This window comes from Actinomadura alba, assembly GCF_014323705.1.
GTDB lineage: Bacteria > Actinomycetota > Actinomycetes > Streptosporangiales > Streptosporangiaceae > Actinomadura_C > Actinomadura_C alba.
The window spans coordinates 1-26917 of sequence record NZ_JABVEC010000005.1; the positions used below are offsets into that span (position 1 = coordinate 1).

24 protein-coding genes and 1 tRNA gene are annotated in these 26917 nt (G+C 69.8%); 17 read left to right on the forward strand and 8 right to left on the reverse strand.

The window, feature by feature from the left end; genetic code table 11:
- From HKK74_RS08755 to HKK74_RS08765, 3 genes are all read right to left on the reverse strand, one after another.
- Window positions 1-1344: HNH endonuclease signature motif containing protein (locus tag HKK74_RS08755; RefSeq protein WP_187242613.1), on the reverse strand; the 1344-nt coding region annotated here is incomplete at its 3' end.
- A gap of 280 nt (window positions 1345-1624) precedes the next feature.
- A complete protein-coding gene (locus HKK74_RS08760) occupies window positions 1625-2458 on the reverse strand; it encodes a class I SAM-dependent methyltransferase (RefSeq protein ID WP_187242614.1) in 834 nt (277 codons plus the stop codon).
- A gap of 10 nt (window positions 2459-2468) precedes the next feature.
- Complete coding sequence (locus tag HKK74_RS08765) at window positions 2469-3239, reverse strand: SDR family NAD(P)-dependent oxidoreductase (RefSeq protein WP_312881355.1); 771 nt, start codon at window positions 3237-3239, stop codon at window positions 2469-2471.
- Window positions 3240-3367: 128 nt separating this feature from the next.
- Between HKK74_RS08765 and mshA the strand changes: the two genes are divergently transcribed.
- From mshA to HKK74_RS08780, 3 genes are all read left to right on the forward strand, one after another.
- Window positions 3368-4639: a D-inositol-3-phosphate glycosyltransferase gene (mshA, locus tag HKK74_RS08770; protein ID WP_187242615.1), complete on the forward strand. Its 1272-nt coding sequence runs from the start codon at window positions 3368-3370 to the stop codon at window positions 4637-4639.
- Complete coding sequence (locus HKK74_RS08775) at window positions 4636-5127, forward strand: type III secretion system chaperone family protein (protein WP_187242616.1); 492 nt, start codon at window positions 4636-4638, stop codon at window positions 5125-5127. The genes mshA and HKK74_RS08775 overlap by 4 nt, the downstream gene beginning before the upstream one ends.
- Before the next feature lie 141 nt (window positions 5128-5268).
- A complete protein-coding gene (locus tag HKK74_RS08780) occupies window positions 5269-6027 on the forward strand; it encodes a phosphoglyceromutase (protein ID WP_187242617.1) in 759 nt (252 codons plus the stop codon).
- A gap of 141 nt (window positions 6028-6168) precedes the next feature.
- Here HKK74_RS08780 and phoU read toward each other — a convergent pair whose 3' ends face one another.
- Entirely contained in the window at window positions 6169-6828 is a 660-nt protein-coding gene (gene phoU, locus HKK74_RS08785) for a phosphate signaling complex protein PhoU (RefSeq protein ID WP_187242822.1), read from the reverse strand.
- A 170-nt stretch (window positions 6829-6998) separates the two neighbouring features.
- Here phoU and HKK74_RS08790 point away from each other — a divergent pair, with 170 nt between their 5' ends.
- The gene (locus tag HKK74_RS08790; protein ID WP_312881356.1) at window positions 6999-8165 is read left to right on the forward strand and encodes a sensor histidine kinase; all 1167 of its coding nucleotides are present in this window, start codon (window positions 6999-7001) and stop codon (window positions 8163-8165) included.
- A 5-nt stretch (window positions 8166-8170) separates the two neighbouring features.
- On the forward strand, window positions 8171-8842 hold the full coding sequence (locus tag HKK74_RS08795) for a response regulator (protein WP_486303387.1): 672 nt from the start codon (window positions 8171-8173) through the stop codon (window positions 8840-8842).
- A 156-nt stretch (window positions 8843-8998) separates the two neighbouring features.
- Here the strand turns inward: HKK74_RS08795 and HKK74_RS08800 are convergent, their stop codons facing one another.
- Both HKK74_RS08800 and HKK74_RS08805 read right to left on the reverse strand, forming a co-directional pair.
- On the reverse strand, window positions 8999-9697 hold the full coding sequence (locus tag HKK74_RS08800) for a copper chaperone PCu(A)C domain-containing protein (protein ID WP_187242620.1): 699 nt from the start codon (window positions 9695-9697) through the stop codon (window positions 8999-9001).
- Window positions 9698-9862: 165 nt separating this feature from the next.
- On the reverse strand, window positions 9863-10588 hold the full coding sequence (locus HKK74_RS08805) for a hypothetical protein (RefSeq protein ID WP_187242621.1): 726 nt from the start codon (window positions 10586-10588) through the stop codon (window positions 9863-9865).
- A gap of 345 nt (window positions 10589-10933) precedes the next feature.
- On the opposite strand from HKK74_RS08805, the gene HKK74_RS08810 reads away from it, so the two are divergent.
- A complete protein-coding gene (locus tag HKK74_RS08810) occupies window positions 10934-11416 on the forward strand; it encodes a CarD family transcriptional regulator (RefSeq protein ID WP_187242622.1) in 483 nt (160 codons plus the stop codon).
- 40 nt (window positions 11417-11456) lie between these two features.
- Window positions 11457-11957: a 2-C-methyl-D-erythritol 2,4-cyclodiphosphate synthase gene (ispF, locus tag HKK74_RS08815; protein WP_187242623.1), complete on the forward strand. Its 501-nt coding sequence runs from the start codon at window positions 11457-11459 to the stop codon at window positions 11955-11957.
- A gap of 70 nt (window positions 11958-12027) precedes the next feature.
- Here the strand turns inward: ispF and HKK74_RS08820 are convergent, their stop codons facing one another.
- Window positions 12028-13731, reverse strand: a complete 1704-nt coding sequence (locus HKK74_RS08820; RefSeq protein ID WP_187242624.1) for a DUF2637 domain-containing protein — start codon at window positions 13729-13731, stop codon at window positions 12028-12030.
- 208 nt (window positions 13732-13939) lie between these two features.
- Here HKK74_RS08820 and HKK74_RS08825 point away from each other — a divergent pair, with 208 nt between their 5' ends.
- The 6 genes from HKK74_RS08825 (at window position 13940) to HKK74_RS08850 (ending at window position 21574) form a co-directional block, all read left to right on the forward strand.
- A complete protein-coding gene (locus tag HKK74_RS08825) occupies window positions 13940-15160 on the forward strand; it encodes a homogentisate 1,2-dioxygenase (protein WP_187242625.1) in 1221 nt (406 codons plus the stop codon).
- A gap of 86 nt (window positions 15161-15246) precedes the next feature.
- Entirely contained in the window at window positions 15247-15633 is a 387-nt protein-coding gene (locus HKK74_RS08830) for a PPOX class F420-dependent oxidoreductase (protein ID WP_187242626.1), read from the forward strand.
- Between the two features lie 70 nt (window positions 15634-15703).
- Window positions 15704-17101, forward strand: coding sequence for a cysteine--tRNA ligase (gene cysS, locus HKK74_RS08835; protein ID WP_187242627.1), 1398 nt, complete (start codon window positions 15704-15706; stop codon window positions 17099-17101).
- Between the two features lie 88 nt (window positions 17102-17189).
- Window positions 17190-18149 (forward strand): 23S rRNA (guanosine(2251)-2'-O)-methyltransferase RlmB, encoded by a 960-nt coding sequence (gene rlmB, locus HKK74_RS08840; protein ID WP_187242628.1) that lies wholly within the window; start codon window positions 17190-17192, stop codon window positions 18147-18149.
- A gap of 207 nt (window positions 18150-18356) precedes the next feature.
- A tRNA-Thr gene (locus HKK74_RS08845) sits at window positions 18357-18433 on the forward strand.
- Between the two features lie 225 nt (window positions 18434-18658).
- Window positions 18659-21574 (forward strand): S8 family serine peptidase, encoded by a 2916-nt coding sequence (locus tag HKK74_RS08850; RefSeq protein ID WP_187242629.1) that lies wholly within the window; start codon window positions 18659-18661, stop codon window positions 21572-21574.
- A gap of 49 nt (window positions 21575-21623) precedes the next feature.
- Here the strand turns inward: HKK74_RS08850 and HKK74_RS08855 are convergent, their stop codons facing one another.
- Window positions 21624-22184 (reverse strand): MarR family winged helix-turn-helix transcriptional regulator, encoded by a 561-nt coding sequence (locus HKK74_RS08855; RefSeq protein ID WP_187242630.1) that lies wholly within the window; start codon window positions 22182-22184, stop codon window positions 21624-21626.
- 91 nt (window positions 22185-22275) lie between these two features.
- On the opposite strand from HKK74_RS08855, the gene HKK74_RS08860 reads away from it, so the two are divergent.
- The 4 genes from HKK74_RS08860 to HKK74_RS08875 all read left to right on the forward strand — a co-directional run bounded on the left by HKK74_RS08860 (window position 22276) and on the right by HKK74_RS08875 (window position 26714).
- Window positions 22276-23829 (forward strand): MDR family MFS transporter, encoded by a 1554-nt coding sequence (locus HKK74_RS08860; RefSeq protein ID WP_187242631.1) that lies wholly within the window; start codon window positions 22276-22278, stop codon window positions 23827-23829.
- A 209-nt stretch (window positions 23830-24038) separates the two neighbouring features.
- Complete coding sequence (locus tag HKK74_RS08865) at window positions 24039-24374, forward strand: DUF3263 domain-containing protein (RefSeq protein ID WP_187242632.1); 336 nt, start codon at window positions 24039-24041, stop codon at window positions 24372-24374.
- 19 nt (window positions 24375-24393) lie between these two features.
- Window positions 24394-25200, forward strand: coding sequence for a trehalose-phosphatase (gene otsB, locus HKK74_RS08870; protein ID WP_376771518.1), 807 nt, complete (start codon window positions 24394-24396; stop codon window positions 25198-25200).
- A 290-nt stretch (window positions 25201-25490) separates the two neighbouring features.
- A complete protein-coding gene (locus tag HKK74_RS08875) occupies window positions 25491-26714 on the forward strand; it encodes an FAD-dependent oxidoreductase (RefSeq protein WP_187242633.1) in 1224 nt (407 codons plus the stop codon).
- The last annotated feature ends 203 nt before the right edge of the window (window positions 26715-26917 follow it).

Genomic DNA, 26917 nt, shown 5'->3' on the forward strand with positions numbered 1-26917 from the left:
TTTCAGGCGATGATGACGTCTACACAGAGGCGATAAATTACAACGGCACGTGAGGCCGCCTTTGTGCCAGGGAATGGTGTGGTCGATGTCACAACGGCCAGCCTGGCGGTTGCATGTGGGGAAGACGCACGTGGCATGCCGACGTTCGATGAGCCGGCGCATTCCCGCCGGTGGCCGGTAGCCCTTGTGGCCGTGTTCTCCGGGGCCTGGCCCGGTGGTTCGGCACCAGGCTTCCCTGATTTCGGAAAGGCCATCGTGCATTGCCTGCACGGCTTGGGCGATGAGCAGGTCGAGGCCGTCGAGACGCCCGTCGGTTCGGGCCCGGTCCAGCAGCCACTTGAGGTACCAGTCGATGCTCTGGGAGAGAGCGTCGTCGATCCACCGCTCGATGGCCGCCGCCGAATCGGCGGGCGCCTGCTCAGCGGCTTCCCGTTGAGAGTGAGTGCCGGCATGGTGGGCGGTGCCGTCGTCGCGGGGGTCGGCTGGTCGGGATCTGTCCGGGTCGAGGTCGCCGGCGGGATCGATGAGCAGGTGGCGGACGGCCTCCGGGAGCGGCAGTCCGCGTAGGAGCGCATGGGTGAGGTCGGCCCGGAGGATGTCGATCGGCCGCTCGTCGCCGTCGGCTTTGAGGGCCTGGGCGGCGGCGTTGATCCGGTTGTAGATGGCATGGGCGTCCTCCGCGGGTAGATCCCGCAGCGCCAGGTCGCCGGTGCCCGAGCTGTTGTCGAACAACTCCAGCCGACGGTCTTTGACGGCGGCCTTGGTGCGCTGTTCGGCTGCGTCGGGGTCGGCGGCCTTGATGGCTCGTTTCACCCGATGGCGGAGCTTGGCGGTGGTCATCGCGGCGGCCTCGTCGATCACCGCCGCCTCCACCGAGCGGGCAAGGGCGTCGTCGACGCCGCGGAGGGCATCGGCGATGACCTTGGCGCGAGGGAGGTCGATGCGCCCCTTCTCCAGAGCGGCATGAGTGCGGGGGAGTTGCTCGGCGAGCTGTTCGGCCAGGACGACCAGCGCGGAGGCGGCCGTACCGGTCACGGTGATGGCAAGGGAGACCTCTTCGGTGACGATCTCGTGGACCTCTGAGGTCCAGTGCCCGGCCGCGGCCGGGCCGTGATCGTCGTGGTGGCGGCGGCGTGACAGCTCGGCCACCGCCGACAGCTCCAGCGCCTGTGCCCAGGAGGTCTGGCGGTGGGCCGCGGCCATCAGCTCTGTCAGCTCCACATCGGACAGCTCGCTCAGTCGCTGTCCGGCCAGCGCGCACGCGAGTTGCGGCCCGGGAGGGAACTCCGCCCGCCCTTCCCATTCCGACCCCGAAAGGATATCGAAGACCACGGCCGGTGGCATCGGCAGAGCACCTCCCCTCGCAGTTTTCGGGGCCATACCCTCAGATAGTATTGCCCGCCTTCGAAAACACTAGCGAATGCTGCGATTATTTTCGCTATCCCGCCGGTTAGGCATCCATTCCCATACTCTTAACGGTACGAATCGGTCGCTTTGGTTCAATTGATTCGCCGCCGGGCCGATATCTCTGATAGAGGCCACTCAGCATCGACGCCGCCGAGGCCATAACGGTCTGCGGATGGGTCGGCTCGCTGAGAATGCAGCGGCGCATCCAGTACACCGTTCATGCCTTGGGAGCCACGGCGCTCCATTCCAGGGTCACCTCGCCGAGGCGCCACCGGGCCCGGCCGCCGGTGGGCGGCCGGGTGATCACCGGCCACGAGCGGGCGAGGGACTCGACCGAGGCGAGCCAGCGCTGCCGGGGACCGAACACCGACTGCGGGGCGGCGGCGGCCCAGCAGCGGTCGAAGTCGGTCAGCAGCGCGTGCACTCCCTCGCCGGGTACGTTCCGGTGGATCAGCGTCTTGGGCAGCCGCTCGGCCAGCTCCGACGGGCGGGGCAATGACGGCAGGTGCGCTGAGAACGTGATGGTGCGCGGCCCCTCGCGGCCGAGCGCCACCCATACGGAGCGGCGGCCGATCTCGTCGCAGGTGCCCTCGACCAGCACGCCGCCGGGCGCCAGCCGCGAGCACAGCCGCTCCCAAGCCGCCCAAGCGGCGTTCTCCTCGTACTGCCGCAGCACGTTGAACGCCCGGACCAGGGTCGGCGCGCGGTCCACGGGCAGCTCGAAGCCGCCCCGGCGGAACGTCAGCCCGCCCTGGGCCAGCGCGCTCAGCGGCCCGGACGCGACGAGGAAGGCCTGACCCGCGGCGACCCGTACGGGATCGATCTCCAGGCCGACCACCTCGACCGCCGGGCGCACCGCGCGGAGCCGTGCGTACAGCTCGGCCGTGGTGATCGGCGAGGCGCCGTAGCCCAGGTCGACGACGAGCGGCCGGTCTTCGGCGCGCAGCTGGGACGCCTGGGTGACCGCGATCCACCGGTCCACCCGCCGCAGCCGGTTCGGCGCCGTGGTGCCGCGGGTGATCGCCCCTTCGGGCTTGTTCGGTCGGGCCACGGAGCAGGAGTTACGACGGGATGCGGTGGATCTTGTACGGGGCGGCCTGGACCCGGGGCTGGACGTCGATGCGGTCGATGTTGACGTGTTCGGGCCGCGTCACGGCCCAGGCCACGCAGTCGGCCACGTCGTCCGCGGTCAGCGGGTCGGGCACGCCCTCGTAGGGCTTGTCGGCCTTGGATGTGTCGCCGCGGAAGCGGACCAGCGAGAACTCTTCGGTCTGCACCAGGCCCGGCGCGACCTCGGTGATCCGGACCGGCTGGTCGACCAGTTCGAGCCGCATGGTGTCGTTGATCGCGGCCGCCGCGTGCTTGGCGGCAACGTACCCGGCGCCGCCCTCGTACGGCACGTGCGCGGCCAGGGACGTGATGTTCACCACGTGGCCCGCACCGCCCGCGATGAGCTTGGGCAGCAGCGCCTTGGTCACGCGCAGGAGGCCCAGGACGTTGGTGTCGTACATCGCCTGCCAGTCGGCCGGGTCGGCCTTGGCCACCGGCTCCAGGCCGAGTGCGCCGCCGGCGTTGTTGACCAGGACATGACAGTCCGAGAGGGCGGCCGCCATCGCGTCGACCGACTCCTGCGACGTCACGTCCAGGGTCACCGCCACGGCCCCGTCCGTGCGGCCGGCCGGGTCGGCGGCCTGGATCTCCTTGACGAGGTTCTCCAGCCGGTCGCGCCGGCGCGCGGCCAGCACCACGTTGAACCCCTCGGCCGCGAGACGCTTGGCGGTCGCCGCGCCGATGCCGCTGCTTGCTCCCGTTATCAAAGCCGTTTTGCGCACGACCACCATCATTCCAGGCCCGTCCCGTTCTTTTACAAGGACATCCGGCCGTTCCCGCCCGGCATGAGGTGATTTGTAACGGGAACACCAGGTCGCTCGGAGGGGTTCCCGTATCGGAGGTGGTGCCCGTGTCGCAGCGAATCGCCCGGGTCGCGACGATCAGCATGCACACGTCGCCGCTGGACCAGCCGGGGACGGGCGATGCGGGCGGCATGAACGTCTACATCGTCGAGGTCGCGAAGCGGCTGGCCGCGCGGGGGATCGACGTCGACATCTTCACCCGTGCCACTTCGCGTGCGCTGCCGCCGATCACCGAGCTCGCCCCCGGCGTGCTCGTGCGCAACATCGTCGCCGGCCCGTTCGAGGAACTGGACAAGACCGAGCTGCCCGGCCGGCTGTGCGACTTCACCTCCGGGGTGCTGCGCACCGAGGCGGCGTACGAACCAGGTCATTACGACGTCGTGCACTCGCATTACTGGCTGTCCGGCCAGCCCGCATGGGTGGCCCGGCAGCGGTGGGGGGTGCCCATGGTGCACTCGATGCACACCCTCGCCAAGGTCAAGAACACCTCGCTCGCCGATGACGACACCCCCGAGCCGGCCGAGCGCGTACTGGGCGAGGAGCAGGTCGTGGAGTCCGCCGACCTGCTGCTCGCCAACACCATGGACGAGGCCGGTCAGCTCGTCGACCTCTACGGCGCGGACCCCTCGCGGGTCGAAACCGTGTCCCCTGGCGTGGACCTGTCGACGTTCCGGCCGGGTTCGGCCGCGTTGGCGCGAAAGCGGCTCGACCTGCCGCCCGACGCGCACGTCCTGCTGTTCGTGGGCCGTATCCAGCCGCTCAAGGCCCCTGACGTGCTGCTGCGCGCCGTCGCTCGCATGCTGGCCGGGAACCGGTCCTTGCGCGGCAGACTCGTCGTGGCCGTGGTGGGCGGGCCGAGCGGGTGGGCGCGGTCGCGTCCGGAGGAACTGCAGCGCTTGGCGGCCCATCTCGGCATCGCCGACGTGGTGCGCTTCGAGCCGCCCTGTCCCCAGCCCGAGCTCGCGGAATGGTACCGGGCCGCCGACGTCACCGTCGTACCCTCCCGAAGCGAGTCGTTCGGGCTGGTCGCGGTGGAGTCACAGGCCTGTGGCACCCCGGTGGTCGCCGCGGCGGCCGGCGGGCTGCGGACCGCCGTACGGCACGCCGAGTCGGGCGTACTGATCGACGGCCATGATCCGGCCGACTACGCCGAGGTGCTGTGGCGGCTGCTCGCCCGGCCGAGGTTGCGCGCACGGCTCTCGCGCGGCGCCGTGCGGCACGCCGCCACGTTCGGCTGGGACTCCACCGTGGAGCGGTTGCTCTCGGTGTATACCGGGGCCATGGATGTCAAAGTCACCCGGTCGGTGGTCAGCGCATGAGCGACGTGTCGCGCGTCATCCAGGCGGCCCTGGACGCCGCGGAGCTGGAGTACGACCATCCGAACGAGGGCGCCTACCTCGTCAGGCTGCCCGGCCGGCACAAGCTCGCGACGATGACCTGGCTCATCGTGAGGGAGTACAGCCTGCACATCGAGGCGTTCTTCTGCCGCCGGCCGGACGAGAACCATGCCGACTTCTACCGGTTCCTGCTGGAGAAGAACGGCCGGATGTACGGCGTGAGCTTCGCGCTCGACGAGGTCGGCGACGTTCATCTCACCGGCCGCGTGTCGCTCGACTCGATCGGGCCGGAGGAGATCGACCGGCTGCTCGGCTGTGTGCTCACCTACTCGGACGACAACTTCGACAAGGCCCTCGAACTGGGCTTCAAGTCGTCGATCCAGCGTGAGTGGGACTGGCGGGTCAAGCGCGGCGAGAGCCTGGCCAACCTCCAGGCGTTCGCCTCCTTCGCCGACCCCGACCGCCGCTGACCGCCGCTGACCGCCGCTGACCCGCGTCGAGGCCGGCGCCGGTCGCGTCGCGGCGGATGCCGGTCGCGATGTGGCGGAGGACGGTCGCGTCGCGGCGGATGCCTGCGGGCGGCGTCACGATGACCGGATAGGCTCGGGCGCATGGCGACGTTGGTTTTGCTGCGGCATGGCGAAAGCGTGTGGAACGCAGAGGGTCTGTTCACCGGCTGGGTGGACGTCGACCTCTCGGAGAAGGGCGAGGCAGAGGCGACCAATGGCGGTGACCTGCTGTTGGACAATGACATCGTGCCCGACGTCGTGCACACCTCGGTGCTCAAACGGGCCATCCGTACCGCCAACATCGCGCTGGACGTGGCCGACCTGCTGTGGATCCCGGTCCGCCGGACCTGGCGGCTCAACGAGCGGCACTACGGGGCCCTGCAGGGCAAGAACAAGGCCCAGACCCGCGAGGAGTACGGCGAGGAGCAGTTCAAGATCTGGCGGCGTTCGTACGACACGCCACCGCCGCCGATCGCCGACAACGACCCCCTGTCGCAGGTCGGCGACCTGCGGTACGCCGGGCTTCCGTCTGAGCTGATCCCGCGCACGGAGTGCCTGTCCGATGTCGTCGACCGCATGCTGCCGTACTGGTACGACGCGATCGTCCCGGATCTGGCGGCCGGCAAGACGGTCCTGGTCGCCGCGCACGGCAACTCGCTGCGCGGCCTGGTGAAGCATCTCGACGGCATCTCCGACGCCGAGATCGCGGGCCTCAACATCCCGACCGGGATTCCGCTGGTCTATGAACTCGACCACGACTTCGCGCCGCTGAAGCGCGGCGGTGAATATCTCGACCCAGAAGCGGCCAAGGCGGCCATCGAGGCGGTCAAGAACCAAGGAACCGCCACGGCCAAGGCCTGAACCGGTCACAGCGCGGAAAACCCGCAAGATCACGACGATTCAGGTCTGTGATCTTGCGGGTTTCGCTTCAGGAGAGTGCGGGAACGGCGGTGAGCCGCCCACGGTCGGCTCCGACCCCCATGTACGCCGGCGAGCGGCCCGTCAAGGATTGATGAGTTCGTCCGGGCGCCGGCCGGTGACGAGATAGACGACGTTCTCCGCGACGTGCACGGCGTGGTCGGCGTAGCGCTCGAAGTAGCGGCCGGCCAGGGAGATGTCCACGGCGGGCTCGACGCCGTACTTCCAGGTCGGTGCCAGCAGCTGGTCGAACAGCTTGCGGTGCAGCCGGTCCATCGCGTCGTCGTCGGCGTCCAGCTCCAGGCCCAGCTCGACGTTCTGCGAGGCGATCACGCTGCCGGCCTTGGCGATCATGCGCTCGGCGATCTGGCCCATCTCCAGGACAGTGGCCTGCAGCTCGGGCGGGATGGCCGACTCGGGGTGGCGCCTGCGCGCGGTCTTCGCGAGGTGGACGGCCAGGTCGCCCATTCGCTCGAGGTCACCGCTCATCCGCAGGGCCGTGACCACCGTGCGGAGGTCGCCGGCGACCGGCTGCTGGCGGGCCATCAGCTCGAAGACGACCTCCTCGATCTCATTGTCGATCTTGTTGACCTGCTCGTCGGCGCTGATCACTTCTTCGGCGAGCCGCAGGTCGGCGTCGAGAAGGGCCGTCGTCGCCCGGGCCATGGCGGAGCGCACCAGGCGGGTCATCTCGACGAGCCGATCCGAGAGGCCGTCGAGTTCCTCGTGGTAGGCGTCTCGCAATTCAAATCCTTCCATGGTGGGGTCATGGCGAACCCCCTGATTATCCAGGGCACAGGATGTCCTCGCGCCGTGAACGAACCCGGATAAAGAGGTGAACTCTGGACGAACGCGATCGCGTTACGTCCTACTGTGGTGCATGAACGCATCGAATGGCACCTACGATCCAAAGTGTGGACGTCGAGGTTGTCGCTGGTCTGGCCGCGCTGGCCGGGCTGGCGACCGGACTGGTGACCGGATTGGCGGTGCGGGTGAGCGAACGCGCTCAAGGCTCTGTGCACACCCAGCCACCGGCCTCCGCGCTGCCTCCTGGCGTGGCTTCGGTGCTGAGCGTCCTCTCCTCCTCGGCCGTCGTGGTGGACGCCGAGGACCGGGTGCTGCGCGCCAGCTCGGCCGCGCGCGCGTTCGGCATGGTCAGCGGTGATCGACTGGTGGTCGACGAGCTGCTCGCCATGGCACGGCTCGTCCGCCGCGACGGTGAGATACGCGAGATCGAGATCCAGCTCGGCTCCACCCGGGGCCGTCGCGACGGGCGCTGGTTCGCCGTCCGGGTGGCTCCGCTCGGCACCCACGGTCTCGTACTGGTCCTGGCCGAGGATCTGACCGAGATGCGGCGGGTCGAGGCGATCCGCCGGGACTTCGTGGCCAATGTCAGCCACGAGCTCAAGACCCCTGTCGGTGCGCTCTCGCTGCTCGCCGAGACCGTGGAGGGCGCCGCGGACGACCCCGAAGCGGTGCGGCGCTTCGCCAGCCGGATGCAGCAGGAGTCCGTACGGCTCACCAACCTGGTGCACGACCTGATCACCCTTGCCAGGGTTCAGGGAGACGAGCCGCTGCCCCAGCTCAAGCCGGTACGGCTCGACGAGGTGGCCGCCGAGGCCATGGATCGCTGCCGGCTCAAGGCCGGCGCGAAGAACATCGAACTCGCCATCGGCGGATGCGACGGCCTCGAGGTTCGCGGTGACGATGAACTGCTGGTCACCGCCCTCCGCAACCTCGTCGACAACGCGGTGGCCTACAGCCCCGAGAACACCCGGGTCGTGATCGCCACCCGCCGCGCCGATCCGGGGCACGTGGAGGTCAGTGTCACCGATCAGGGCATCGGAATTCCGGACGCCGATCTCGAGCGTATCTTCGAGCGCTTCTACCGGGTGGATCCCGCCCGCTCCCGCCAGACCGGGGGGACCGGGCTCGGGCTCGCCATCGTCAAACATGTTGCGACCAAGCACGGCGGCGAGGTGTCCGTCTGGAGTCGAGAAGGCTCCGGATCCACCTTCACCCTCCGCCTGCCACTGCTCAGCGCATCTGTGAAAGAACCCGTCCAGGAGGCCACACCGTGACCCGCGTGCTCGTTGTTGAAGACGAGGAGTCATTCAGCGACGCCCTCTCGTACATGTTGCGCAAGGAGGGGTTCGAAGTCGCCATCGCGGCGACCGGCCCCGACGCGCTGGACACTTTCGAGCGCAACGGAGCCGACCTGGTGCTGCTCGACCTGATGCTGCCCGGACTGCCCGGCACCGAGGTGTGCAGGGAGCTACGGGCACGTTCCAACGTGCCAGTGATCATGCTGACCGCCAAGGACAGTGAGGTCGACAAGGTGGTCGGGCTCGAACTGGGCGCCGACGACTATGTGACCAAGCCGTTCTCCTCGCGGGAACTGGTCGCCCGGATCAGGGCCGTGCTGCGTCGCCAGGGCGACGTCGAAGAGCTCGCGCCCGCGACGCTCGAGGCCGGCCCGGTCCGGATGGACGTGGAGCGGCACATCGTCAGCGTGAGCGGCGGATCCGTACAGCTGCCGCTGAAGGAGTTCGAGCTGCTCGAGGTGCTGCTGCGCAACGCCGGACGGGTCCTCACCCGGATGCAGCTGATCGACCGGGTGTGGGGCGCTGACTACGTCGGCGACACGAAGACGCTGGATGTGCACGTCAAGCGGCTCCGCGCCAAGATCGAACCCACTCCGTCGATGCCGCGCTACATCGTCACCGTGCGAGGTCTGGGCTACAAGTTCGAGCCGTGATCCGCGGCCCGGTCCGGCGGCGACCGCAACGCCGAAGCCGCCGGCGTCTGCGAGAACAGCTGCGAGAACGGCAAAGGCCCCCTCTGGAGATGTCCAGCCGGGGGCCTTACGCGTGCGTGGATCGGCCGTGGGCCGGTCCGGCCGGGGCCGGCCCGGTCAGCCGTGGGTGACCGGGTCCGGGGAGGAACCGCCGCCGGTGTCACCGGACGGCGTCGGCTCCGTGGGCGACCCGCCGGCAGGCACGGTGGACGAGGCCGGCTCCCCGGGAGTGCCGGGTGAGGCGGGCGCCGTCCTATTGGGGGTGGGCGCCGGGGGCGCCGCGGGGGAGTACGTGGCGTAGGCGTCGGCGTGGGGCACGACCGGAACCAGCACCTTGAGGTCGCCGCTCCGCTGGAAGCGCAGGGTCAGTTCGATCGACTCCCCGCCCAGCAGCTCCTTGCCGAGGCCGCCGAGGACGATGGCGGTCCCGGGCTGTCCTGGCGCCTGGGCGCCGAGTTGCACCAGCTGCCGGGCCGGGAGATCGATGCCGCCGCCGGTCAGCGGCGCGGGCTGCTGGAAGTCCGGGGAGCCGACGGCGACGAGCCGGTCCGGCTGCCCGTCTGTGGTGTCGTTGATCACCGCGGCGTAGACGGGGGCGGAGGCGCCGGGAGTGAGCCGCCGACCGGGTGCCGGGCCGAGGACGAACAGGTTCCGGACGTTGACCCCGGAGTCGGTCGAGACGTTGACGCCCTCGGTGAGGTTCACCGGCTGCGCGGTCTGCGGGTTGTGGCCGGCACCGCAACCGGACACCGCCGGGGCGAGGGTGAGGGCACCGGCGATGGCGAGTGCGGCCACTCGGCGGTTGTTGCGGCTCACGGCGTCGATCTCCTCGTCGGGGGTCGGGGATGGTTCGGGGGGAGTCGGGGCAAGGGGGTCGTCAGACGGAAGAGTAGCGAGTGCGTCTCGAGATCCCTCCCCGGGGTCCGCGAAATGAGGCGGGACGCCGCGCCGTTCCGGGTATCGGTGCCAGGGGCGCGGGCGTCAGTTCTGGAGGCTCTGGAGCCGCTTCTCCAGGTTCTGGCCCGGTGCGAGGCCGCGCACCACGTCTTCGACGACCCCGTCGGCGTGGACGAACACGGCGGTGAGGCCCGAGGCCCGGTAGGTCTTCGCGAGCAAGGCGTCGTCGTCGCGGGCCACGATCGCCACCGCGTGCCTCGCCGCCCCGGCGAGCTTTCGCATCTCCTTGGCCGACTGCTCGATCGATACGTCGGTATCGCGCCGGTCGGCGACCAGGTAGAGACCGATCCGATAGGTGCTGGTCTGCCGGCTCAGCTCGTCGATCGTCGTCTCGCAGCCGCACCCGGGCGGCACGATCACCAGTACGGCCGGACGCAGGTCGATCAACCTCTTGCGATGCCCGGGGACGGCGACCTCGGCATCGGGGAGCACTCCGCCTACCTGGCCCGGCAATGCCGTAGGCCGCTGCGCGACGGGATCGCTGGGTGCGCGCGGAGCCGGGTCGGGGCCGAACACGGTGATCACCGTGCCGCTGACCAGGGCGATTAGCAGCGCGCAGGCGATGATCGGTACGGCCGGCCCGTAGCGGGTGATCGGTGCGGTCAGTCGCCGCCAGCGGCGCCGACGCCTCTGCCGGCGCTCTTCACGCCGGTAGGCGAGGATCTCGGAGCCGAGTTCGCGGGCGTCGTCGGGCACCACGATGTCGACGTGCGGTAGTCCGTAGTCGTCGGGGTCGCCGCTCTGCCTCACGCCGCACCTCGCCCTTCCGCCAGCCCCGCCAGCTGGCTCGCGTGGCTCGGCCCGTTCATCTCCAGTATGAGCCGCATCCACGACAGCGCGAGTGCTCGGAAGTAACGTCCTCCGCATGAATCGCCCTCACTGGTGCGCGTTCGTGAGGCCGCGCAGGCGCATTGCGATCACGTTGCGATCGCGTCTCGACATGAAAACGACGATGGGGGCAGACCTCCCATACACCAAGCCGACACTTTGTCAAGACCCCAATTAGGGTGCTGACCTGCGCATATGTCCCTAAGGCCTGTGCGGCCACCGCGCAGCCCGTGCTACCCTTGAGGTAGCGGAAGGGGTACTTGTCATATGACTTTCATGGTCGGCGACACCGTCGTCTACCCCCATCATGGGGCTGCTCGGATCGAAGCCATCGAGACTCGCACCATCAAAGATGTGGAAAGGACCTACCTGGTCCTGAAGGTCGACAAGGGTGACCTTACAGTGCGCGTCCCTGCTGACAATGCCGAGCTCGTTGGCGTTCGTGACGTGGTGGGTCAGGAAGGCCTGGAGAAGGTATTCGAGGTGCTTCGTGCACCATACACCGAGGAACCGACTAACTGGTCTCGGCGGTACAAGGCGAATCTAGAGAAGCTCGCCTCCGGGGATGTCAACAAGGTCGCCGAGGTCGTGCGCGACTTGTGGCGTCGCGACAAGGAACGCGGCCTGTCGGCAGGCGAGAAGCGGATGCTGGCCAAGGCCAGGCAGATACTGGTCAGTGAGCTGGCGCTGGCGGAGAAGACCAACGAGGACAAGGCCGAGGCTCTCCTCGACGAAGTCCTGACCGGCTGAGGCGGGCGCAGGCCCGCGATCAGTGGGTTTCGGCGAGCACATGAACACACGAACTCCACGGGTGGGCGTCGGTATCGACGTCCACCCGTTCGCGTCCGGCCGGCGACTCAGGGTCGCCGGCCTCGACTGGCCGGGCGAGGGCGACGGTCTGGCCGGCCACTCCGATGGCGACGTGGCGGCACATGCCGCCTGTGACGCCCTGCTGTCCGCCGCCGGGCTGGGCGACCTCGGTGCCGTCTTCGGTACGGCCGACCCTCGCTGGTCCGGTGCGTCCGGCGTCGATCTGCTTCGCGAGGTCGTACGGCTGTTGAGCGAGACGGGCTACGCCGTCGGCAACGTGGCCGTACAGATCGTTGGGAACCGTCCCAAGATCGGACGACGCCGCGCCGAGGCCGAGAAGGTCATGAGCGAGGCCGTCGGTGGCGCCCCGTTCAGCGTCTCGGCAACCACGACCGACGGGCTCGGCCTGACCGGCCGTGGCGAGGGCCTGGCGGCGATGGCGACCGCGCTGGTCTGGCCGATCGCGGAGCCGGGCTCCTAGCCGGGCCGCAACCTCCGATCGGCCCGGCCCAATGGTCGGCTCGACCCGGCCGGCTTGAGCCGGCCGGGCCCTAGTCGGTCGGCGGCGTCGGAGAACTTCGGAACTTGCTCGAGGGCGGCCACTCGACGTTCCGCGCGGGCTCTGCGGAGGACTCGCGGTACTGCCGAGCGCGACCGTCGACCGATTCGGCGCTCCAGCGCTGGACGTCCTCAGCGTCCGCGGCGCTCCACCGGTCGTCGGCGTCGTCCACGGTGTCACCGGCCGGCCGACCCGCAGCACCCGTACCGTGCTCGCGCTCGTGCTCGGGGGTTCCCGGCTCGGTCGGTTCGTGCTCGCCGGCATCCGGGTCCTCGGCTCGGTCGGCGCCAGTGGCGTCGACGTCGTCCTCGGCCGGGTCGGGCGCGTCCGCGATGACGATGTCGGGCCAGGTGGTGGCGGCGGCTCCGGCCGTGGAGCGGCCGACCAGTTTGACATCGGTCGGCAGACTGGCCGGGGCCGGACGCGAAGGCTCCTCGTGAACGACGCCGAGGTGCGGCTCCGGCTCATCAGGTCCGGTCCCCTGATCCTTCTGGTCGGCCGTGGCTTTCCGGCCCGCCTCGTCGGTCTGGTGGGCCTCGTCGGCCTCTGACGGCTCCGGCTCTGACCCGTCCGAAGGGGGCGCGACCTCGTCCGCAGGCCGTGGGCGCTCAACGGGGTCGGACGGCGCGAACGACCCGGAGTGCTCCACGTGCTCGGACGAGTCGCCGAACGGCCACTCCGCTTCGCCGCTGTCGGGCCGGGCCGGTTCGCGCTCGATCGGTTCGTGCTCGATCGGGTGGCGGTCGATCGGTTCGGGGTCGATCGGTTCGGGGTCGATCGGGTGGCGCTCGATCGGTTCGTGCTTGATCGGGTCGTGCTCGATCGGGTCGGGGTCGCCGGCGTCGAGCCAGGACTCGACTCCATGATCACGCTGTTCCGGCTCCCGGTGCTCTTGCGCTCGTTGGGACTCCTTCGTCACCGTCGGCGACACGTGCGGTTCCCTCATGCCGGGGACGAGGTCCATGCTCGGACGGTCGTCGTATTCGACCGCCTGATCGCTGACGGGTCCCGCCGGGTGCCGCTCTGGGACGGACCCCGCCGAGGCCACCGGAACAGCGCCCGCGGACACGGTGCCCGTCGCGGGAACGTGGTCGGCGCGCGTCTCGGGACCCCTCGTGCTCCAGTCCGTTGTGCTCCAGTCCGCGATTCCGGCATCGGACCGGGCCTCGGATCCGGCGTCGGTCTCGGCGTCGGCATCCGGAGCCGACGTCTCAGGCCGGGACCCGCCGCTCCGCCGGGCCAGCGCCGCCCGCGCCTGCCGGAACATCGTGATCCACAGCATGACCGCGATCACCAACATCACGTGCGGGGCCGCCGCGACTCCGGCCACGAGAGCGTCGTCGGGCAGCTCGTCATAACCGTTCATCGCACGCTGGACGCTCGCCGCCGCCGCGCCGCCCACGAGCACGAGCAGCAGCAGCCAGCGCGACCAGCGCGACCACCAGCGGGCATGCCTGGCGACGACGAGCGAAAGGATCGTGACCACGACGAGCGCGTCGTACATGACGGGATAGGCCGACGCGAACCGCCTGGCGGCACGGCCGGCGAGCGCGAGGGCACGCAGGTCGTCGTAGGACAGCGCGAAGAGCACGCCGGCGAGCACGGCGACGCCGGCGCCGGCGGACAGCGTGAGCAGTCGCCGCTGCAACGTCGTGTACCGCGGGACCTCGGGGGGGACGGAAGAACCAGAGGGCATCTGACTCATCTCGGGGGGAGGGCGGCCACATATGTGGGGGACGTCTTGCCGGCGGCCCTGTGGGGAGGGTAACCAAGAGGCCGTCGGTTCGGGTTCCATCTTGACTCCGCTGATCCCGTCCGGCCCGGAACAACCGGCGCGTGTCGTGTCTTCGCGATGCTCGTCGTACGGTGAACTAGACGCATAAGTCCGGATCTGGAGGGCGACGATGCCGTACTACCGGGCCGTGGGCGAGATCCCGCGGAAACGCCACGTGCAGTTCCGCCGCCCGGACGGCGGCCTTTACGCCGAGGAACTGATGGGCGAGGAGGGCTTCTCGTCCGACTCGAGCCTGCTCTACCACCGGCACGCGCCGACCGCGATCATGAAGAGCGAGGGAGTGCAGGACCCGGTGGGCGAGGCCGAGCTGCGGCCCAACCACCCGCTGCAGCCGCGGGCGTGCCGCACGCAGGACCTCCCTATCGGCGGCGATCTCGTACTGGGCCGTCAGGTGCTGTACGGAAACGACGACGTCCGGTTGTCGTTCGCGGCCGCCGGCACCGGCAGCGACCTCTACCGCAACTCCGCGGGCGACGAGGTCGTCTACATCCAGTCCGGCTCCGCCCGGTTCGAGTCGACCTATGGCGCACTGGAGGTCGCCGAGGGCGACTACGTCGTCATCCCGGCGGGCACCATCCACCGCTGGCTGCCGGCCGGCGCCGAGCCCGGGGCACAGGCCGGCCCGGACGTCGCCCCCGGCGGTGTGGTGCGCGCCCTGGTCATCGAGGCCCGGGGGCACATCCGCCCCCCGAAGCGCTACCTGTCGCAGTACGGCCAGTTCCTCGAGCACGCGCCGTACTGTGAACGGGATCTGCGGGCCCCGGCCGAGCCACTGGTCCTGGAGGGCGGCGAGGTACCGGTGCTGGTCCGGGGACGTGGCGGGTTGTCCCGGCTGACCTACGTGCGGCATCCCTTCGACGTGGTCGGCTGGGACGGCTGCCTGTACCCCTACGCCTTCAACATCCGCGACTTCGAGCCGATCGTGAAGCGCACCCACGCCCCGCCGCCGGTGCACCAGACCTTCGAGGGGCCGAACTTCGTCATCTGCTCGTTCTGCCCCCGGCCGCTGGACTTCCACGAGGACGCGGTCCCGATCCCGTACAACCATCACAACGTCGACTCCGACGAGATGATGTTCTACGTCGGCGGGGACTATTCCGCCCGGAAGGGCTCGGGCATCGGCGTCGGGTCCGTGTCGCTGCACCCGTCCGGGTTCACGCACGGGCCGCAGCCGGGTGCGGTCGAGGCCTCGATCGAGGGCCTGCGCCAGGGTCGCACCGAGACGTCCGAGATGGCGGTCATGGTGGACACGTTCCGTCCCCTGCTGATCGGTCCCGCCGCCCGCCAGTGCGAAGATCCGGAGTACGCGTGGAGCTGGGCGCGCGCCTGAGCCGTCTCGGCGGCCACGATCACGAACACTCGTGATGATCGAAATGTGATGAACGCAAGGTTCACGACCACCCCGGGGGGACCACGATGCCTCAGCGACTGCCGGACGAGGCGCGCAGGCTGTTCGACGGCACCAACTTCGTCACCATCGCGACCGTCGACCCCGACGGCGGCCCGCAGACGAGCATCGTCTGGGCCAGGCCCGACGGCGACGACATCGTGTTCTCGACGATCAAGGGCCGTCGCAAGCACGAGAACCTGGCACGGCACCCGCGCGTGAGCGCGATCGTCTTCGACCCGGCCGATCCGTACCACTACGCCGAGGTACGGGGCACGGTGACGATCGAGGACGACCCGGGCGGTTCGCTGCTCCAGGAACTGGCGCACAAGTACACCGGCGGTTCCTGGCCGGACAGCGACCCCGACCGGCGAGTGATCGTCCGGATCAGTGCGGACAAGGTGATAGCGCACTGAGAACGGGCCGCACCGCCGCTCGCCGGGAATTCCGCCGGAATGGTACGGCCGGTCTATTAGCCTTGGCCTTGTGAGTCTGCGACTTTATGACACCGGTACCCGTACGATCCGCGAGTTCCGCCCGCTGGAGGCGGGCCGGGCGGGGATGTACGTGTGCGGTGCCACCCCGCAGGCCGCCCCGCACATCGGGCACATGCGCTCCGGTGTGATCTACGACATCGTCTACCGCTGGCTGCTCCGCTCGGGCTACGACGTCACGTTCGCCCGGAACATCACCGACATCGACGACAAGATCCTCGCGGTGGCGGCGGACGGCGGCGTGCCGTGGTTCGCCGTGGCAGAGGCCAACCAGCGTGTCTTCAACCGTGGCTACGAGGAGCTCGGCTGCCTCCCGCCCACCGTCGAGCCACGGGCCACCGGGCACGTTCCCGAGATGATCACCTTGATGCGGCGGCTGACAGAGGCAGGTCATGCCTACAGCGCCGGAGGCGATGTCTACTTCGACGTGACGTCCTGGGCAGATCGCTATGGCGCGCTGTCCAACCAGAAACTCGACAACATGCTCGACAGCCACGACACTGCCGGCACCGATCTGAAGCGCGACCCGCGCGACTTCGCACTGTGGAAGGGCGCGAAGCCGGGCGAGCCGACCTGGGAGACACCGTGGGGCCCCGGCCGCCCCGGCTGGCATCTGGAGTGCTCGGCGATGGCGACGAAGTACCTCGGAGCCACGTTCGACATCCACGGCGGGGGGGTCGATCTGATCTTCCCGCACCACGAGAACGAGGTCGCCCAGTCGCAGGCCGCCGGTGACGGCTTCGCCCGCTACTGGCTGCACAACGGGCTGCTGACCGTCAACGGCGAGAAGATGAGCAAGTCGGTCGGCAACGTCGTGCTGCTGACCGATCTGCTCGAAAAGGCCCGCCCCGTGGAGGTGCGCTACTACCTCGGCACCGTGCACTACCGGTCGATCATCGACTACACCGAGCCCTCGCTGGCCGAGGCCGCCACGGCCTACCAGCGGATCGAGGGCTTCGTGACCCGCGCGGTCGAGACCATGGGTTCCGTGGCCCCGGCCGCGGAACCGCCCGAGGCGTTCACCGCGGCCCTGGACGACGATCTCGGCGTGCCCCAGGCGCTCGCGGTCGTGCACGAGACCGTACGAGCCGGCAACAACGCGCTGGCCGCCGGTGATCACGACGAGGTCGGGGAACGGGTCGCCTCCGTGCGCGCGATGCTCGACGTGCTGGGCCTCGACCCGCTGTCGGAACAGTGGGCCGACCAGAGCGGCGACGACCTGCGCTCCGTCGTCGACGCGCTGGTCGCGGTCACCCTCGAACAGCGCCAGGCGGCCCGCGCCCGCAAGGACTACGACGCCGCCGACGCCATCCGCGACGGCCTCAGCGCCGCTGGGATCCTGGTCGAGGACACACCGCACGGCCCGCGGTGGGAGCTCAAGCGCGGCTGACCCGGCCATCCGGCACGACGCGTACGCTCAGTGATCGGGGGCGTCCGGTCGGCGTGTCGCACCCGAAATCATGGAAGGCAAAGGTCCGATGACCAAGCGTCGTAAGAAGGGGTCCGGCAACACCCCGAAGGCCGAGGACCGCCACTGGTACGGCAAGCGCCAGTCGGCCCGCAACGCCAAGTCGGCGTCGCGAACCGGAAACCCCACGACCGGCCGGGGCGGCAAACGCCCGGCCGAGTCGAGGGCGTCCGGCGAGGGCGGCGCCTCCGCGGCGCGTCCGGGCGGAAGGGCCCCTGTGCCCGCGTCGCGCCGTTCACCTGACGCGCCAGAGCTGGTCACCGGCCGCAACGCGGTGGTCGAGGCGCTGCGCGCTGCGGTGCCGGGGACCGCCCTGTACGTCATGTCCGACACGGACGAGCGCGTACGGGAGTCGATCCAGCTCGCCTCCGACCGCCGGATCCCGCTGCTCGAAGTGGGCAAGCCCGAGCTGGACCGGCTCACCGACGGCGGCGTGCACCAGGGCATCGCGCTCCAGGTACGGCCGTACCGGTACGCGCATCCCGACGATCTGCTGCGCGGCACGTCGACACCGCTGATCGTCGCTGTGGACGGGATCACCGATCCGCGTAATCTCGGCGCGATCATCCGGTCGGCCGCGGCGTTCGGCGCCAACGGCGTCGTCGTGCCCGAGCGGCGCGCGGCGGGGGTCACCGCCGGCGCGTGGAAGGCGTCAGCGGGGACGCTGGCGTCCGTACCGGTCGCCCGGGCCACCAACCTCGCCCGGACGTTGAAGTCCTACCGGCAGGCCGGCTGCTTCGTCGCGGGCCTGGACGCGGGGGGCGGGGCGGCGGTCGGTGACCTGGAGGTGGCCGTGGACCCCTTCGTGCTCGTCGTCGGCTCGGAGGGCAAGGGCCTCGGCCGGCTGGTCGCCGACACCTGCGACATGCTGGTGACCATCCCGATGAGCGGCCGGGCGGAATCGCTGAACGCCGGCGTAGCCGCAGGCATCGCACTGTACGAGGTGGCCCGCCGGCGCGCGGTCAAGTGACGGTGAGTGACGGTGGGGCGGCCGCGTGGCGGTCGCCGTGCCGTCGGGTCGCGCCGGCGGATCCGGTCCGAGATCCTGCCCGAGATGGTGTCCTGGAGGATCGTGTCCGGTGTCCTGACGGATCGTGCCTCACGGGCGGTCGCGGGCATGTCCGTGGATAACGGTTTGGCTCCCGGCGGTGGCCCGCTGCTAGCCTATGAGCGCCATGCCGGTGTAGCTCAGCAGGCCAGAGCAGCCGCCTTGTAAGCGGCAGGTCGTCGGTTCGAACCCGTCCACCGGCTCCACGTGACGTCCGGCGGGCGCGCCCCATGACCGGCGCCAGAGTCGTGCCGGAATGGGCGTAGCGCCCGAGGCGCTTGACTCCGCCGTGGCACAATGATGGCCGCGTATGACGGAAGAGCTCGAGTACCGCTGGAACATGGTGTCTCGCCATGAGCCCCTCCCCGGTTCGATGACGGGGGCGGCGCCCGGCTCGACCGCCGCCGCTACTGGGGAGGAGGTTCGGTGCCGTGTCCCATGCCGGCCGATGCCGACCAGGACAGGCCCGTACATCCGCAGGGGGCGTCCGCGCCCCGCTCAGTGCCAAGATCGCGGCCTCGGCGGTGTGCCTGGTGCTCGTCACCGCCGTCGTCGTCCCCTCGCCATCCGGCCCCGGTGCCGCCGACGGTTCCTTCGGCGCGCTCGGCGCGCTGTCGGCCGGCTCGGCCGGGCCTACGCCGGCGGCGGGTCTACGGGCCGGTTCCTTCTCCGCGGACCTGATCCGCAACCGCGAGTGGTGGCTGTCCGCCGTACAGGCGCCGAGCGCGTGGAGGTGGTCCAAGGGCAAGGGCGTGACCGTCGCCGTCCTCGACACCGGCGTCGACGCGCGCCATCCAGATCTCACCGGGCAGATCATCACCGGTGAGGATTTCACCGGCGGCGCGCGGCGCCCCGGAGACAAGTACTGGGGGCACCACGGCAGTGCCATGGCCGGGATCATCGCCGGGCACGGGCACGGCGCCGGGATGAGCGCCGGCATCATGGGGGTGGCCCCACACGCCAAGGTGCTCTCGATCCGCGTCACCTGGGAGAACGACGACCCGCTTCGGTCGGGCGCCGAGGTGAACCGCAACCGCGATGCCGTCGCCAAGGGAATCCGCTACGCGGTCGACAACGGGGCCAACATCATCAACATGTCGCTGGGCGGCGGCAAGCTCTTCTACAACGGCAGCCCCACCGAGGAGAACGCGATCAGGTACGCCCTGAGCAAGGGCATCGTGCTCATCGCCTCGGCCGGCAACGATGGCGCCGGCCTCAACCGCAAGAACTTCCCCGCCGCCTATCCAGGCGTCCTCGCCGTCGGCGCCGTCGATCGAAGTCTGCGTCCATGGCGCGACTCCAACCGGCATGACTACGTCAAGGTCGCCGCGCCCGGGGTTGAGATCGTGAGCGCCGACGCGGGCGGCGGCTACGTGCTCGGGACGGGGACGAGCCCGTCGGCGGCCATCGTGGCCGGGATCGCCGCGCTCATCCGATCTCGTTATCCGGACCTCACCTCCGTACAGGTGGCGGAGGCGATGGCCGAGGGCGCCACCCGTACGGCCTCCACCGGCGCCACCCCGGCGGTCGGCGCCGGCGTCACCGACGCGGTGAAGGCCCTCTACGCCGCGAACAGGATCAGCAAGGCCGCGAACACCGGCCGCGCCGTGGCCCCGCCGCAGCCGGTTCCCCAGACCGAGGCCCAGGCCAGTGCGGGGGGACCGAACCTGATTTTCGTCGGTGTTCTCGCCGTCGGTGGCGTGCTCGTCGTCGTCGGTCTGGTGATGGGCCTCGTCCAGCGCCGTCGGCGCAGGGGCTACGACTATGACGACGACTACGAGGACCAGACGCCCTGGCCCGCCCAGCAGCAGCCGCGGTTTCCGGCCGGGACAGGCCGGCACGGGCACGAGGGACAGGACGAGTGGGCGAGCGCCGGCGACCGGCTGCCACCCGGAACGCACCGGCCGTACGAGCCCGACGCACCGTCGTCCTGGCAGGATGGGCGCGCCGCCACGTGGACGCATGGTCCCGATGGCGGGCAGGACGGCGTCTCGGCCGGCTTCGACGAGGACCGGTATCAGGCCGGTACGGCGAGAGGACTGCCGTCGATCGAGCCGCCGGTCGTCGACGAGAGCTGGCGCCCCGCCCGGCCGGTGAGACGCAAGCCGGCGGTTTTCGGCCACCCGGCCGTACCCCTGGAAGAACAGCCGACGGGATCCTTCTCGGCGGTACCGGCTCTTCCCGAGGAGCAGCCGACGGGCACCTTCAAGGCGGTGCCGGCGTCGCCCGACGAACTGCCGACGGGCGCGTTCTACGCCGTGCAGGACGGGATGGGCGACGAGACGACCAGGGTCCTCACGCCGCCCCCGGATGATCACACGACGGGGGCGCTCATGCCGGCGGATGATCACACCACGGCCGCGCTCAGCCCGCCGCCCGAGTCGCTGAGCGAAGTGCCCACGACCGCGTTCCGTATGGTGGCCCCCGCGGACCCGGCGCCCGACGCTCCGGTCGACATACCGCCCGCCGAGCCCGCTGACGAGGCTCCCAGCGCTCCGCCGGCCGACCACCTCGGCGACCCGTCGGGGGAGACGCGCGCCGATCTGTTCACCCACCCCGATCCGGCGCCGGACCGGGCCCTCGAGGACCCCCTCTTCGCTCCGCGAGGTGATCGCCTCGCTGATGCCCTCAGTGATCCTCTAGGTGGTCCGCTGGGTGAGCGGCCTGTTGCTCCGCATAGTGATCCGCTGCAGAGGGAGCCATTGGACGAGGTCGCGAACGCGCGGTTCCCCGATCCGCTGGGTGAGTCGTTCGACCACCGTGTCGGCGACCCGTCGCCGGGGCCGGTGAGCGAACAGCCCGGGCGTCGCGCCGGCGAACCTGTCGACTCCTTCAGTGCCTCTTTCGGCGACTCCCTGAGCGACCCGTTCGACGCTCCCTTCAACCAGCCCTCGAGCGATGCCCTGGGGGACCCGCCCGCCGACGACCGTGGCCGTGCCCCTCTGACCGATGACCCTCTCCACGATCCACTGGGGAGACGCGTCAATGACGTGCTCAGCGATCCGCTCGGCAAACGCGTCAGCGACGCGCTCAGCGACCCGCTCGGCGGTTCACTCGGCGGTTCGCTCGGGGATCGGCCGGCCCGTGGGGCGGCGGATCCACCCGGTGATCCGCTCGGCGGTGCGCCCGCCGGATCATTCCCCGATCCGCTCAACGGAAGCAGGCCGCCCGGCGATCCCCTCGGTGACTCCCTTGGTGATCCTCTGGACGGCCCGCTGAACGGGGCGGCCAATGATCCGCTCGGCGGCCCGGTCGGCGGTCTCGCGGGGCGCAACATGGACGGCGCTCACTACGCCCCCAGAGTCGATCCCGTGGAGGACGAGGGTCATCGCCTGCCGTGGCGCTGACGTCGTACAGCCATGAGCGTGGAGGATCCGAGTGAGGAGCGGTTGCTCACTATGTCTCGGGAACCGGCGTCCTCGCCTCGGCCTCCTTGAAGATCAGGTCGATCCCGGAGGGGTCGATCGGGCGCTTCGCGGCGGCCTCGGTGAAACGGGACAGTAGACGCGCGAACTCCTTGGACTCGCCGGCGGTCCAATCGTTCATCAACTCGGCGATGTACAGCCTGCGGTACCGATCCGCCGCTTCCACGACGCGCAGGCCCGCATCGGTGAGCTGCAGGTTGGCCCGGCGAGCGTCCGACGGCGAGGGTCGGCGCGAGACCAGGCCGGCGTCGATCGCGTGACCGACCAGCCGGCTCGCCGTGGACGGGTCGACATCGAGCCGATCGGCGACGCCGCCCACGGTGACCTCGCCACCGGTCTCGGGCGTCAGCCGGAAGACGGCGGAGACGACCGACAGGTTGGACATCTGGAGCGGCCGCTCGCAGTGGGTCTGCTCACGCAGCTTCCGCATGAGGTCGGGCTTCGCCCACACCCGTCTCAGGTGGAAGAGCGCAACACCGATCTCGGTGAGCAGTTCGTCCGTAAGGCCCTCTGGGACGCTGTTCGCCCCCATCCGATGCCTCCGTTTGATTGCATGCAACATACAGATGTACAGTTGGCGTTCTTATGTGTACCGTACATGCGTTCTTCGGGTGAGGAAATCGATGACTGAAACAAGTCCCGCCTTGACCCACCGGCAGACGCTGGTGGTGCTGTCGGGGCTCCTCCTCGGCATGCTTCTCGCGGCGCTGGACCAGATGATCGTGTCCACCGCGCTGCCCACCATCGTCGGTGACCTCAACGGTCTCGAGCACATGTCGTGGGTCATCACGGCCTACCTGCTCGCCTCGACGGTGGCCATGCCACTTTACGGAAAGCTCGGCGACATCATCGGCCGGAAGCCGGTCTTCCTCTGCGTCATCGTCATCTTCCTGGTCGGTTCCGTCCTCTGCGGGATGGCCCAGTCGATGACTCAACTGATCATCTTCCGGGCCATCCAGGGACTGGGTGGCGGCGGCTTGATGCTCAGCGCCATGGCGATCGTCGCAGACGTGGTTCCGCCCCGCGACCGAGGCCGCTACCAGGGGCTGTTCGGCGCGGTGTTCGGCCTGGCCTCCATCGCCGGCCCGCTGGTCGGAGGGTTCTTCACCGACCACCTGACGTGGCGCTGGATCTTCTACATCAACCTGCCGCTCGGCGCTGCGGCGCTGGTCGTCACCGTACTCGCGCTCCACCTGCCCCGTCCGGTCGGCAAGGTGAAGATCGACTATGTCGGCGCGATCCTGATCGCGGCGGCCGCTTCGTGTCTTGTGCTGCTGACGAGCTGGGGCGGCACGCAGTACGAGTGGGGTGACCCGATCATCATCGCGCTCGGTGTGGCCGGTGTCGTGCTGCTCGCTCTGTTCGTCCTGGTCGAGACGCGGGTCTCCGAGCCGGTCATCCCGCTCCGCCTGTTCCGCAACCGTACGTTCAGCTCCTCGAGCGCGGTCAGCTTCTTCGTCGGCTTCGCGATGTTCGGCGGCGTCTCGTTCCTGCCGCTCTTCCTGCAGATCGTGACCGGGGTGAGCGCCACCAACTCCGGTCTGCTGCTCCTGCCGTTCATGGGCGGCGTGCTGCTCACCTCGATCGTCTCCGGCACCATCATCAGCCGGATCGGCCGCTACAAGGTCTTCCCCATCGTCGGTACCGCTATCGCGACCGGTGGCCTGCTGCTGCTCGCCAGCATGAACGTGCACACCGGCCGGGTCGCCGCCATGGGCTTCATGTTCGTGCTGGGCGCAGGCCTCGGGCTGGTCATGCAGACGGTCGTCCTCGCCGTACAGAACACGGTCGAGCCACGCGACCTCGGCAGCGGTACGTCCACGGTGACCTTCGCCCGGCAGATCGGCGCGTCGTTCGGTGTCGCGGTGTTCGGCGCGATCTTCAACAACCGGATCGCCCACGAGCTCGCGGCCCATCTGCCCGCGGGGACGCGGCCGCCGCCCATCTCCTCGATCACGCGCGAGACCATCGACAAGCTCGACGCCCCCGTGCGCGACGGCATCCTGGTGTCCTTCGCCAACGCGTTGACCGACGTGTTCCTGTACGGGACGCCGTTCATCGCGGTCGCCTTCGTGGTCGCCTGGTTCCTCAAGGAGGAGCCGCTGCGCGGCGGCCCGGGTAGCGCTCCCGCTCCTGACCAGGCCGAGCCCGAGGCCAAGCCGGTCAAGGTGCTCTGACGTGTGACGCGGCGGACGCTTTGTGCGAGTTCGTGCGAGTTCGTGCGAGCCCGGCGGGATGCCCTGGACACCGCCGCCGGGCCGCCTGTCGCTCGCTCCTCGTAACGTTCACCCGTTCGCGCGGAACCCCGGAAGACGTCCGCCGGGGCGCGTACCATTACACCGGCCGAACCCGGACGACCGGGACCAGTAACCACAGAGGGGACCTCATGGGTGCGGCGAGAGCCTCCGCGGATGTCCCCGTTCAGGACGGCACCGTGAACGAACGCCCTGAAGACGACGGCTTCCCGACCGACCTCCTGTCCGAGCGTGACCGCCAGATCCTCGCCTTCGAGCGGCAGTGGTGGAAGTACGCCGGAGCCAAGGAGCAGGCCATCCGCGAGATTTTCGACATGTCGGCGACGCGGTACTACCAGCTCCTCAACCTGTTGATCGACCGACCCGAGGCGCTCGCCCACGACCCCATGCTCGTCAAGCGGCTGCGCCGAGTCCGCTCCCAGCGGCAGCGGCAGCGGGCCGCGCGCCGCCTCGGCATTCAGCCCTGACCCGGCCAGGATTGGTGACGTGCTGAACGAGTTTCGTACCCATGCCGGTGCCGAGTCCTTTGCCGCGATCCGGCGGAACCTCGGCGAGACCCTCATCGCCCTCGACTTCGACGGCGTGCTCGCCCCGATCGTCGACGACCCCGCCGCCGCCCGTGCCCATCCCGAGGCCGCGGCGGTTCTCGCCCGCCTCAGCCCGCTCGTCGGTGCGGTCGTCATCATCACCGGCCGTCCCGCCGGTCTCGCCGTGGAGCACGGCGGGTTCGCCGCCGTCGAAGGGCTGACCGTGCTCGGGCATTACGGCCGGGAGCGGTGGGAGGCGGGAGTCCTCACCACACCGGAGCCGCCTGCGGGCGTCGCCGAAGTACGGGAGAAGCTGCCGAGGGTGCTCGAGGCCGCCAAGGCGCCCGCCGGCACGCACATCGAGGACAAGGGCCATGCGCTCGCGGTGCACACCCGCCGCGCGGCCGAGCCCGAGGTCGCCCTGGAGCGGTTGCGCAGCATCCTCGGGGCGCTCGCCGAGCACGCGGGCCTCGTGGTCGAACCGGGCCGCTTCGTGCTCGAACTGCGGCCACCGGGCATGGACAAGGGCATCGCCCTACGTGGCATCGTCGCCGAGAAAAAGGCCGGAGCCGTGCTTTATGCGGGCGACGACCTCGGCGATCTGGCCGCCTACGACGCCGTCGACGCGCTTCGCGCCGAGGGAATGCCCGGCGTGAAGGTCTGCAGCGGCTCGGCCGAGGTCACCGCGCTCGCCGAACGCGCCGACCTGGTCGTCGACGGTCCGGATGGAGTCGTACGGCTCCTCGCCGACCTGGCCGCCGGCTGACCACGTCGCACCTCCCGCGAGCGCGCGAATCCCCGCCGTGATCATGCAGTTGTGTAAACCGCGGGCCGCTACCGCCTGTCGTGATCATGCAGTTGTGCACGCTGTCGCGTACCTGGCGTGGGCCCCGGGTGCGAACAAGTGCATGATCACGGCGGGGAACCGGGTGCTGCGGGGGGCGTACAAGTGCATGATCACGGCGGGGAACCGACGTTCGATGCGTGGGGGGTCGTGGACCGGGTACGAAACCCTCGAGCAGATTTGAACAGGCGGTTAATTAGCTGGAGGCTCCCATGAGCGAGTCCACGACGTGCTGCATCGCCGGAGGCGGACCGGCCGGAGCGGTTCTCGGGCTACTGCTGGCCCGGTCCGGCGTCGATGTGATGGTGCTGGAGAAGCACGGCGACTTCCTGCGCGACTTCCGCGGCGACACCATCCATCCGAGCACGCGCGAGGTGATCGATGAAATTGGGCTCGGTCCCCGCTTCGAAGAGCTTCCGCAGCGCAAAGTCGACCGGCTCAACGTGGTCACCGACGACGGGGAGCTCGGGGTCGTCCAACTGGACCTGCTGAAGAGCCGGCATCCCTACATCACCTTCATCCCGCAGTGGGACTTCCTCACGATGGTGACCGAGGAGGCGGCCAGGTATCCGAACTTCCGGCTGCTCATGCGGGCCGAGGCGTACGACCTCGTATGTGAGCGCGGCCGGATCGCCGGCCTGCGCTACCGGGACGAGAAGGGCGAGGAGCATGAGATCCGAGCCGCGTTGACCGTGGTGGCGGACGGGCGGAACTCCACGCTCCCGCGCGCGGCGGGACTGGTGAGCCGCAGCTACGGCGCTCCGATGGACGTCGCGTGGTTCCGGCTCGATCAGGCGGAGGGCGATCCCCTCGACACGTTCCTGCGGGTCGGCGCCGGGCATCTTCTCGTCAGTATCAACCGCACGAGCTACTGGCAGTTCGGATATCTGGTGCCCAAGGGCCGATTCGGTGAGGTCCGCCAGAAGGGCATAGAGGAGTTCCGGCGGCACATCGCGGAGCTGGCGCCGTTCGTCGCCGACCGCGTCGAGGGGCTCGATTTCGACGCGGTGAGCGTGTTGGAGGTACGGGTCGACCGGCTGCACCGCTGGTATCGACCAGGTCTGCTGGTCATCGGCGATGCCGCTCACGCCATGTCACCCGTCGCGGGAGTCGGCATCAACCTCGCGGTTCAGGACGCGGTGGCCGCCGCCAACCGCCTGGCCGGGCCGTTGCGCCGAGGCGTCGTACGCACTGAGGATCTGGCAGCCGTGCAACGACGCCGCAAGCCGCCCACCATCGCCGTGCAACGCCTCCAGATCGCCCTGCAGGACGCCTTCATCGGCCCGACGCTGCGCGGTGACCGGCCGTCCCGGCCGCCCAGGGGGCTTCAGCTGGTCCGGCAGGTGCGGCCCCTGCGCCGGCTGCTCGCGCGGTTGCTCGGCTATGGCCCGCTGCCCGAGCACGTACGGATCCCCGCCGTCCGGCACGAAGGGTGAGCGTGGGCACGCTCCGCGGACCGCCCGGTGCCGGCCGGTTGGTATCGGCCCGCGCCACCATGTCCGGCGCGGTTCGATGACGGTTGCTCGACCCGCTGATCGGGCACCATGACCCGGTGGCCAGAGTGATCCGGCCGGTGTGCGGGTCGGTTCGGCTGGGTCAAGTGAACACCGGCGATGGGGACACCCACGGTGCCGTAGCC